General features: G+C 71.0%; 12 protein-coding genes and 1 tRNA gene. 2 read left to right on the top strand and 11 right to left on the bottom strand.

Features of this window, described 5'->3' with window-relative positions; all coding sequences use genetic code 11:
* Positions 1-2,447: MFS transporter (locus IH13_RS0100650; protein ID WP_031080062.1), on the bottom strand; the 2,447-nt coding region annotated here is incomplete at its 3' end.
* Between the two features lie 23 nt (positions 2,448-2,470).
* Entirely contained in the window at positions 2,471-2,983 is a 513-nt protein-coding gene (locus IH13_RS0100645; protein WP_031080060.1) for a MarR family winged helix-turn-helix transcriptional regulator, read from the bottom strand.
* A 350-nt stretch (positions 2,984-3,333) separates the two neighbouring features.
* Here IH13_RS0100645 and IH13_RS0100640 point away from each other — a divergent pair, with 350 nt between their 5' ends.
* Entirely contained in the window at positions 3,334-3,549 is a 216-nt protein-coding gene (locus tag IH13_RS0100640) for a hypothetical protein (RefSeq protein WP_031080059.1), read from the top strand.
* Positions 3,550-3,756: 207 nt separating this feature from the next.
* Here IH13_RS0100640 and IH13_RS0100635 read toward each other — a convergent pair whose 3' ends face one another.
* The 8 genes from IH13_RS0100635 to IH13_RS0100600 form a co-directional block, all read right to left on the bottom strand.
* Positions 3,757-4,623: an RNA polymerase sigma factor SigF gene (locus IH13_RS0100635; protein WP_031080058.1), complete on the bottom strand. Its 867-nt coding sequence runs from the start codon at positions 4,621-4,623 to the stop codon at positions 3,757-3,759.
* 234 nt (positions 4,624-4,857) lie between these two features.
* Positions 4,858-5,715 (bottom strand): RNA polymerase sigma factor SigF, encoded by an 858-nt coding sequence (locus IH13_RS0100630; RefSeq protein WP_031080057.1) that lies wholly within the window; start codon positions 5,713-5,715, stop codon positions 4,858-4,860.
* Positions 5,716-5,900: 185 nt separating this feature from the next.
* Positions 5,901-6,194, bottom strand: a complete 294-nt coding sequence (locus IH13_RS0100625; protein ID WP_031080056.1) for a Dabb family protein — start codon at positions 6,192-6,194, stop codon at positions 5,901-5,903.
* 151 nt (positions 6,195-6,345) lie between these two features.
* Positions 6,346-6,510, bottom strand: a complete 165-nt coding sequence (locus IH13_RS43810) for a hypothetical protein (RefSeq protein WP_199814581.1) — start codon at positions 6,508-6,510, stop codon at positions 6,346-6,348.
* 458 nt (positions 6,511-6,968) lie between these two features.
* Positions 6,969-7,053, bottom strand: a tRNA-Ser gene (locus tag IH13_RS0100615).
* Between the two features lie 78 nt (positions 7,054-7,131).
* Positions 7,132-7,560 (bottom strand): tRNA adenosine(34) deaminase TadA, encoded by a 429-nt coding sequence (gene tadA, locus IH13_RS0100610; RefSeq protein WP_031080054.1) that lies wholly within the window; start codon positions 7,558-7,560, stop codon positions 7,132-7,134.
* An 81-nt stretch (positions 7,561-7,641) separates the two neighbouring features.
* Positions 7,642-8,217 carry a tRNA adenosine deaminase-associated protein gene (locus tag IH13_RS0100605; RefSeq protein WP_031080052.1) on the bottom strand — a complete coding sequence of 192 codons (576 nt, stop codon included), beginning with the start codon at positions 8,215-8,217 and terminating at the stop codon, positions 7,642-7,644.
* Between the two features lie 206 nt (positions 8,218-8,423).
* On the bottom strand, positions 8,424-8,642 hold the full coding sequence (locus tag IH13_RS0100600; RefSeq protein WP_031080050.1) for a hypothetical protein: 219 nt from the start codon (positions 8,640-8,642) through the stop codon (positions 8,424-8,426).
* A gap of 135 nt (positions 8,643-8,777) precedes the next feature.
* On the opposite strand from IH13_RS0100600, the gene upp reads away from it, so the two are divergent.
* Entirely contained in the window at positions 8,778-9,413 is a 636-nt protein-coding gene (upp, locus tag IH13_RS0100595) for a uracil phosphoribosyltransferase (protein ID WP_031080047.1), read from the top strand.
* A 45-nt stretch (positions 9,414-9,458) separates the two neighbouring features.
* Here upp and IH13_RS0100590 read toward each other — a convergent pair.
* A partial coding sequence (locus IH13_RS0100590) for a LytR C-terminal domain-containing protein (RefSeq protein ID WP_063837382.1) occupies positions 9,459-9,981 on the bottom strand: 523 nt, incomplete at its 5' end.

The following is a 9,981-nucleotide window of genomic DNA, read 5'->3' as shown; positions in this document are numbered from 1 at the left end:
TAGCCGGTCGCGACCACGGAGTACTCGCCCGCGTCCAGGTCGGTGAAGGCGTAGACGCCGTCCTCCCCGGTCGTCGAGGTGCCGACCACGTTGCCCGCCGCGTCGATCAGCGTGACGCGGGCGTCCGGCAGCGGCGCACGGCCGGAACCGGCCCTGACGACACCCCGTACCAGCGCACCGGCCTGCAGGAGCGCGTCGGCCCGCGTGACACCCTGGCCGCCGATCTCCACCGGCAGCGCCAGCGGGCGGAAGCCCGCGGCGGTCACGGCGACCGTCACCGCCCCGGGGATCAGCTCGCCGAAGACGAACTCACCCGTCGCGTCCGAGACGCCGGTGGCCAGGACGTCGCCGCGGACGTCGGTCACCACGACCATGGCGCCCTCGACCGGAGCCCCGCCCTCTGCGGTCCGCACGGTCCCGGCGAGACCGCTCGTGCCGGCGAGCAGGATGTCGTACGCCAGCGCCTCGTCGCCGACGACCACGGTGGACGCCTGCGGCTGGAAGCCGTCCGCGGAGGCGATCAGGACGTAACTGCCCGCGCCCGGCGCGTCCAGTACGTAGCCGCCGTCGGCCTGGGCGACGGACCGGCCGAGCTGCCGGCCGCCCAGTGAGATCAGGGTGACCGCGGCCTGGGCGACGGGCGTGCCCTCCGCGCCGCGCACCACACCGCTCACGGGGGTGCCGCCCTGGGGGGTGAGGGAGGAGTCCACGAGCGTCGCGGCCGGGGCCGTGGCCTGCGGGGCGTCCTGGGCATCGGTGGCGGCGAGCCCTGCCGTCGCCCCGGAGACCGCTGCGGGGGCGCCGACGGTGGCGGCGACGGGTGCCTCGACGGCGGGTGCCTCGGCGGTGGCCGGGACCTTGTCGTTTCCGGCGTTCGTCTTCAGGGCGACCTCCTTGATGAAGAGCGTCAGCAGGAAGGCGAGGAGTGCGGCCGGTGCGGCGTACAGGAAGACGTCGGCGACACCGTGACCGTAGGCCGCCTCCATGACCGTGCGGAACGGGGCGGGGAGCTTGTCCAGGTCGGGGATGCCTCCGCCGCCGGTACCGCCGTGGCCCAGCTTGGCGCCCTCCGGGCCGAGGTCGGCGAGGCCGTCCTTGACGTACTGGGTGACGCGGTTGCCCAGGACGGCACCCAGCGCCGAGACGCCGATGGCACCACCGAGGGAACGGAAGAACGTGACGACGGAGCTGGCCGCGCCGAGGTCGGCCGGGGCGACCTGGTTCTGCGTGGCGAGGACCAGGTTCTGCATCATCATGCCGATGCCGAGACCCATCACGAACATGAAGACCGCGATGTGCCAGTACTCGGTGTCGTACCGGATGGTGCCCAGCATCCCGAGACCCGCGGTGAGCAGGAAGCCACCGCTGACCAACCAGGCCTTCCAGCGGCCCGTCCTGGTGATGATCTGGCCCGAGAGGGTCGAGGAGAGGAAGAGCCCCGCGATCATCGGGATGGTCATGACGCCGGACATCGTCGGAGACTTGCCGCGCGCCAGCTGGAAGTACTGGCTGAAGAAGACGGTGCCCGCGAACATCCCGATACCGACGAACAGCGAGGCCGCCGAGGCCAGCGTGATGGTGCGGTTGCGGAAGAGGCGCAGCGGGATGATCGGCTCGCGGGCCCGGGACTCGACGAAGACGAAGATCAGCGCGAGCAGCGCGGCGCCCACGACCATGACGGCCGTCTGCCAGGAGAGCCAGTCGTACTTGTCGCCCGCGAAGGTGACCCAGAGCAGCAGCAGGGAGACGGCGGCGCTGATGAAGAACGCGCCCCACCAGTCGACCTTGACCTCGCGCTTGACGACCGGGAGCTTCAGGGTCTTCTGGAGCACGATCAGGGCGATGACCGCGAACGGCACACCCACGTAGAAGCACCAGCGCCAGCCCATCCAGCTGGTGTCGGTGATGACACCGCCGAGCAGCGGGCCGCCGACGGTGGCGACGGCGAAGACCGCGCCGAGGTAGCCGCTGTAACGTCCGCGCTCACGCGGCGAGATCATCGCGGCCATGACGATCTGGGCGAGGGCGGAGAGACCGCCGACGCCGATGCCCTGCACGACGCGGCAGGTGATGAGCATGCCGCTGCTGGTCGAGAGGCCGGCCACTATCGAGCCGGCCACGTAGATGATCAGGGCTATCTGGACCAGCAGCTTCTTGCTGAACAGGTCCGCGAGCTTGCCCCACAGGGGCGTGGTGGCGGTCATGGCCAGCAGCGAGGCCGTGACGACCCAGGTGTAGGCGCTCTGACCGCCGCCGAGGTCGGAGATGATTTCCGGCAGGGCGTTGGAGACGACCGTCGACGACAGGATCGCGACGAACATGCCGAGCAGCAGCCCGGTCAGCGCTTCCATGATCTGCCGGTGTGTCATCGGCGTGCCTGCGGGGGCTTCTGGGGCCCCGTGCTTGGCGTGGCCGCCCCGCACACCGGATGGTGTGGTCGTAGCCATGGAGTTCCTTGTCTTTGCTTCTGTTACACAGGTGTACGGGTGTACGAGTCATCGGAGTGCCCGCCGCGGCAGCCCTCGCTGTGCCTCCCGGGGGCGCATCCACCCGGGCCGCGGCACGCGAAGCTGTCACGCAGCCGGGACAGCAACGAGTTGAGCTGTCCGACTTCTTCGTCGGACCAGTCGACGAGGTTGTGGGCGAACATCTCGGTCGTCCGCCGGCTCAGCTCGTCGAGGAGTTCCTCGCCCGCGGGGGTCAGCCGCAGGATGCGGGACCGCTTGTCGGTCGGGTCCGCGAGCCGCTCCACCCAGCCGTTCTCCACGGTGTGGGCCACATGTCTGCTGGTCACGGACATGTCCACGGCCAGGAGTTCGGCCAGTCGGGTGATCCGCATCTCGCCGTGTCTGCTCAGGAGCGTCAGCACGGAGGCGGAGCCCCCGGGGCACTCGGCGGGCAGGATGCGGGCGAGTCCCCGCTTGACGGCTCCGACGGCGCTGAGCTGCCGGGCCAGTTCCTCGTACTGGCTCCGTGCGGCCACCGGCCCTCCAGGCATCTCACGGGTACATCTTGTTGCTTAGGGCAACGATAGAAGCCGTTGGTTGCCCCAGGCAAACGAAATGGGGCTTGCATAAGTAAAGGAACCCAAAAGCCTCCGTAGGGTCGCGGTCAAGCCCCCAGCGCACGGCGGGCGCGCCTCGGCGTGTGTGTTCCCGGGCACACCCGGCGCGGGGTGCGAGGCGCACGCGGCGCACATGTCCGGCGCACCCGTTCGGGTACCCGCCGGTCCGCACCGGACACGTGGGAAGGGCATGCGGTCCGTGCGGGAGCATCGGCCGTGAGAGACCCGGGGGTTGGGCGCTACCGCCGAGTTCGCTAGGGTCCTGGGCCATGGCACACAACCCCCACGCCCCGCAGCCGGGCCCCGAGGGCACTCACGACCCGGCGGGCAGCACGCAGATGTTCCGCGCGTTCGTCGACGAGGGCGAGCCCCAGCGCAGGCAGCAGACGGCGGCTGCTCCGTCCGGCCCGAAGACCGGCGTGATCATGGCCATCGTCGCGGTCGTCGTCATCCTCGGCGCGGTCGCCTGGCTCGCGCTCGGCTGACCGCAGCACGCCCCCGTACTCCGCCCACGTCCCCGTCTTCCGCCCACTATCCCGTCGGCGCTCCGGGCGGCGGCGCACCCGCGCCGGCCCGGGGTCCCGCGGAGCACGCCCCGGCCGCCGGAGTGGCGGTCATGCCGCCCCGGCGGCCGGTGGAGCCGTGTGCCCGGCGCGACGCCCCGTGGGACCCCGCGGCGGACGGCGCGGAGGTCAGTCGGCGATCAGCCCTTCCCGGAGCTGGGTGAGCGTCCGGGTCAGCAGCCGCGAGACGTGCATCTGCGAGATGCCCACCTCTTCGCCGATCTGCGACTGGGTCATGTTGGCGAAGAAGCGCAGCATGATGATCTGCCGCTCCCGCGGGGGCAGCTTGGCCAGCAGCGGCTTCAGCGACTCGCGGTACTCGACGCCCTCCAGGGCCGCGTCCTCGTATCCCAGGCGGTCCGCCAGCGAGCCCTCGCCCCCGTCGTCCTCCGGGGAGGGGGAGTCCAGCGAGGAGGCCGTGTAGGCGTTGCCGACGGCCAGCCCGTCGACCACGTCCTCCTCGGACACCCCCAGCGCCTTGGCCAGCTCCGGGACCGTCGGCGAACGGTCGAGCTGCTGGGCGAGCTCGTCGCTCGCCTTCGTGAGGGCCAGGCGCAGCTCCTGGAGCCGGCGCGGCACCCGCACCGACCACGAGGTGTCGCGGAAGAAGCGCTTGATCTCCCCCACGACGGTCGGCATCGCGAAGGTGGGGAACTCCACGCCCCGCTCGCAGTCGAAGCGGTCGATCGCCTTGATCAGGCCGATCGTGCCGACCTGGACGATGTCCTCCATCGGTTCGTTACGGCTGCGGAACCGTGCCGCGGCGTAGCGCACGAGCGGGAGGTTGAGCTCGATGAGTGTGTCCCGGACATAGGCCCGCTCCGGGCTGTCCGTTCCGTCGGGTCCCGAGGCGGGTCCCAGCGCGGCGAGCCGCAGGAACAGGGAGCGGGACAGCGTGCGGGTGTCGATGGCTTCCGACGAGCTGGTGAGCACGGCAGGCGCCGGCACGCTCTTGGTGAGCGTGAGCACCTTCGAGCTGCCCTGGTCTACGGACATGCCACCCCCTTGAGGTCGCGGACGGTCGCGGTGGCCACGACCATCGGAGGAACGCAGCCCTCACCTGAATACCGGAGGTGGGGCTGCGGCAAACGCGGTTCCAGCAGAATGTCACATGTCGGCAACACGCTGTAGTGACAAGTCGACAAGTGAGCGGCGGAACCGTGCAGGAAACAGGGGGTGTGCGGCTTTTCCGCCCTGGATACGGGTCCCAGGACGGTCTACCCGTTCTGGTTACGCCTCGATCCTGTTTGCGGATCTCAGACGGGCGAAACTTCTGGCCAGAAGCCTTGACACGTGCATCTGGGAGACACCCAGCTCGGCGCTGATCTGTGACTGCGTCAGGTTGTTGTAGTAGCGCAGCAGCAGGATCCGTTGCTCGCGCTCCGGGAGCTGGACGAGCAGATGCCGTACCAGATCGCGGTGTTCGACCCCGGCCAGGGCCGGGTCCTCGTAGCCGAGCCGGTCCAGCAGGCCGGGCAGCCCGTCGCCCTCCTGCGCCGCCTCCAGGGAGGTCGCGTGGTACGAGCGGCCCGCCTCGATGCAGGCGAGGACCTCGTCCTCGGAGATCTTCAGCCGCTGGGCGATCTCGGCGGTCGTGGGGGAGCGTCCGTGAGCGGTCGTCAGGTCCTCGGTGGCGCCGGTGACCTGGACCCACAGCTCGTGAAGCCGTCGCGGTACGTGCACGGTGCGCACGTTGTCCCGGAAGTAGCGCTTGATCTCGCCGACCACGGTGGGCATGGCGAAGGTCGGGAACTGCACGCCGCGTTCCGGGTCGAACCGGTCGATGGCGTTGATCAGCCCGATGGTGCCGACCTGGACCACGTCCTCCATCGGCTCGTTGCGGCTGCGGAAGCGGGCGGCGGCGTACCGCACCAGCGGCAGGTTCGCCTCGATCAGGGCGGTGCGCACCCGGTCGTGTTCGGGGGTGCCCGGTTCGAGGTCCTTGAGACGGCCGAACAGCACCTGGGTGAGCGCCCGGGTGTCCGCGCCCCTGGTCCTGCCGGGCGCGGAGGGTTCGGGCGTCTCGGTCTGGATGTCGTCCGTCTGGACGTTCTGGGGCGGGACTTGAGGCGCTGTACTGGCCGGCACGGTGTCGCCACCCCTTTGCGGTCAACTACGGTCAACTCATCCGTCAAAAGCGGTCATAGCATCACAAGACAGGTCCACTGTAAGCAAGCACCGCATAGAGTCGTGTTGTCGCTGATGTGGTTTAAACGCGGCGAAAAGCCCCTCTCCGGGGGGATGAGGGGCTCGGGGGCGGATACGCGGGTACGTCAGAACGGGTAGTCCGCGATCACCCAAGTGGCGAACTCGCGCCACCGGCCGGCCGCGGCCTGGTGGTCCGGATGCTCGATGTACCGCTTCAGGGCCTCCTCGTCCGCCACCGCCGAGTTGATGGCGAAGTCGTAGGCGATCGGCCGGTCGGTGATGTTCCAGGCGCACTCCCAGAACCGCAGTTCGGGGATCTTCCCGCCGAGCGCCCGGAAGGCCTCCGCCCCGGCGACGACCCGGGGGTCGTCCCGCTCGACGCCTTCGTTCAGCTTGAACAGGACCAGGTGGCGGATCATGGGTTCTCCGTGAGGTTCGGGTGGCCCGGAGGGGCCGGGGGGCCGGTGCCGTGGACCGAAGCCGAGGCCCGGGGATCGTCATCGGCCGACGCCGGCGCGGCGAGGTGGGGCACCAGGGGGCGCGACCCCGGTCTGACGCGGGCGGCAGGACCTATTTCACGAGCTCGGACATGAAGTCCCCGACGCTCTGGGCGGCGCTCGATATGCCTTCGAAGCCCACCTGGACGAGGTCGGCGGCGCGTTCGGGGGAAGTGATGATCGTGTAGAGCACGAAGACCACAATGAAGTAGAGCGCGATCTTCTTCGCCTGCGCCACAGCCCGCCCCCGCCTGTCCCCGTCGATCACCTGTGCAGTCGGGAGAGTCTAGCCGCACACCTGGTCGGTTCCAGGGGCCGTCGTCGATCCCTGACGCGGCCTTTAAGGACCAAGGACCCGTACCTTCGGGCCGTTTGCCCCCGGCCGTGGCTCTGCCCGAGGAGCACCATGGACCACAGGCCCGTTCATGGCATCCATGCGGCGGGCCGAGGGACGGGGCCCACCGAGGCCCGCGCCGCGCGACTCCCCCCTGACCGCGGTGGGGCCGGGCCCCGTCCTCGCCGGGGGAAGCGGCTTGTCCCCCCGATGCCGCTTCCCCCGACCTCCGCCTACGCGGTGCGTGGCCCCGGCTCCGGTCCCGACCAGGAGCCGGGGCCACAGCCGTGCACGCCCCCGGGCGTGGGCGCCCCGGACATGCTCGAAGGGCCCGACGCGCTGCGTCGGGCCCTTCGAGAGAGCGGTAGCGGTGGGATTTGAACCCACGGTGAGTTTCCCCACACTCGCTTTCGAGGCGAGCTCCTTCGGCCGCTCGGACACGCTACCGAGAGAGAGCTTAGACCATCCCGGGCCATGGTCGAAATCCGATTCCCGGCCCGGCGGCCGCACCCCCGGGAGGCGGCCTCAGCGCTCGCGGAAGAACGCCGTCAGCTGCGCCGCGCAGGCGTCCTCCAGGACGCCGTGGACCACTTCGGGGCGGTGGTTGAGCCGGCGGTCCCGCAGGACGTCCCAGAGCGACCCCGCCGCCCCGGCCTTCTCGTCGCGCGCCCCGTAGACCACCCGGCGGATCCGGGACTGGACGAGCGCGCCCGCGCACATCGTGCACGGCTCCAGGGTGACCACCAGGGTGCAGCCGGTCAGCCGCCAGCCGCCGAAGACCGCCGCGGCCCGGCGCAGGGCGAGGACCTCGGCGTGCGCGGTCGGGTCGCCGGTCGCCTCGCGCTCGTTGTGGCCGGTGGCGAGCGGGGCGCCGTCCGGGCCCAGCACGACGGCGCCGACCGGCACATCGCCGGCCGACGCCGCCTGCGCCGCCTCGTACAGGGCCTGGCGCATGGATGCCTGCCACGGGTCCCGTACGGGATCGGCGGGCGGGGACGAGGGAGACGCGGGTGGTGGTGCGGTCACCCGCGGACCCTAACGGACGGCCTCCAGGACGTCGGCCGCGCCCACCGCGTCGGCGATCTCCGCCAGCGCGTCGCTGCGCAGGGTCAGCAGGTCCTTCTCGGACACCCCGAGGTCGGCCAGGAGTCCCAGATCACCGAGGGGCCCCGCCGGCACGGCGTCGGGGTCCTGGTCCAGGTCGAGGTCGGGGGTCTCCGCGGCGGTCCGGGAACCGCCGTCCTCCCCGGCCTCCTCCGGTTCGCCGTCCTCGGTGCCGTCGAGGCCGACGAGCTCCTCCAGCGCGGCGATCTCGTCCTCGGCCCCGGGTTCGCGGCCGAGCATTTCGTCGGTGAGCAGGATCTCCCCGTACGAGGAGCGGGCGGCGGCGGACGCGTCCGAGACGTAGATACGCGGGTCCTCCTCACCGTCCACCCGGACGACGCCGAACCAGGCGTCCTCCTGCTCGATGTAGACCAGGACCGTGTCCTCGTCCACCGAGGCCTCACGGGCCAGATCCGTCAGGTCGGACAGGGTTTCCACATCGTCGAGCTCCGTGTCGCTCGCTTCCCACCCGTCTTCGGTGCGCGCGAGCAGTGCGGCGAAGTACACCGTGACTCTCCCACTGTTCATAGGTGAATCGGTCCGACGGGAGGGCGGCCGGTCTTCCGGCCGCTCTGGGCCCCGCCCAATCGGCATCGTGGCAGAAACGAGCGCGATGCGAGAGGTCTTCGGCCGTTGCGTCGGCCATCAGTTCCGCCAGGGCGCGCCCCGTGCCCTCCCGCGGGCGGGACGGCGCAGCCCCGGGCGGCCCGGGGTCACCAGCGGAACGTACGCATCCGCATCTGTTGGCGCATACGGGCCGCACGGGCCCGTCGCGGCTGCACCCGGTCGCGGAGCTGCTTCGCCTCGTGGAGTTCGCGGAGGAACTGCGCCCGGCGCCTCCGGCGCGAAGCTTCACTCTCCTGCGCGTCCGCCGCGTCCTCCCGCGCGTCGGGCAGGTCGCGCGCGTCGCGCGCACTCCGGCGCTTCTCCATCTGCTCCCGGTCGGGCAATCGACACACCACCCCAAGGGCCTGGGTTCGTATGCCCCCACCTTCCCTCCGAACAGGTGCTTGATGCCAGTGCACGCTTGCGAGGAGTGGCCCTTCGGCCCGGTTACTGTTGAACCCATGCGGATCCACGTCGTCGACCACCCGCTGGTGGCGCACAAACTCACCACGCTGCGCGACAAGCGCACCGACTCCCCTACCTTCCGGCGGCTCGCCGACGAGCTGGTCACCCTGCTCGCGTACGAGGCCACCAGGGATGTGCGGACCGAGCAGGTCGACATCGAGACCCCGGTGACGGCCACGACCGGGGTGAAGCTCTCCCACCCGCGGCCCCTGGTCGTGCCGATCCTGCGCGCCGGTCTGGGCATGCTGGACGGCATGGTGCGGCTGCTCCCGACCGCCGAGGTCGGCTTCCTGGGCATGATCCGCAACGAGGAGACGCTCCAGGCGGAGACGTACGCCACGCGGATGCCCGAGGACCTCTCCGGCCGGCAGGTCTACGTCCTGGACCCGATGCTGGCCACCGGCGGCACGCTGGTCGCGGCCATCCAGGAGCTGATCAAGCGGGGCGCGGACGACGTCACCGCCGTGGTGCTGCTGGCGGCGCCCGAGGGCGTCGAGGTGATGGAGCGCGAGCTGGCCGGCACCCCGGTCACGGTGGTCACGGCATCGGTCGACGAGCGGCTCGACGAGAGCGGCTACATCGTGCCGGGGCTCGGCGACGCCGGCGACCGGATGTACGGCACCGCGGAGTGACGCGGGCCGGGGCCGGCGGCGCCCCGGCCTTCCTTCCGGCCCGGTTCAGCAGGAGGGGGAAGGGGCCGGAGCCGGCTTCGCCAGGGCGCCGAGGGCGGACGCCGCGGCGGCGGGCGTGCTGAACGCCTTGAACTTCGTACCGATGATCAGGTCGACGTCACCGGTCCTGCGGGCGTCGGTCTTCTGCTCGGCGCCCGGAAGCTGGGTGGCGAGGACCGGGAACGAGCCGTCGGCGGCCGTGGGGCCGCCGAGCAGCAGGCCGGTGCCGGGCACCTTCTTGTCGTAGGCGGCCGGCGCGTTGTCCACCTCGCCGATCACGAAGCCGCGCTTCTCGAGCTCGTCGGCGGCCGCCTTGGCCAGACCGCTGCGCGGCGTCGCGTTGTAGATGTTGACCTTGATGGCGGCCGGCTTCGGCAGCACCTTGGCGGGCACCGTCGCCGTGGGGGAGGGGCAGGTCTTCGGCCGGTCGGCCGCGTTCGCCTGCTTGTCGCTCCCGGTGAAGACGTCGACGATCTGGAGGGTGCCCCACCCGGCCAGGCCGAGGGCCTGTCTCTTATACACATCTCTG

The organism is Streptomyces sp. NRRL WC-3549, assembly GCF_000721935.1.
Taxonomy (GTDB): domain Bacteria; phylum Actinomycetota; class Actinomycetes; order Streptomycetales; family Streptomycetaceae; genus Streptomyces.
Note: the sequence above shows the minus strand (reverse complement) of the source record. Positions and strands in the feature narration are given on the sequence as shown.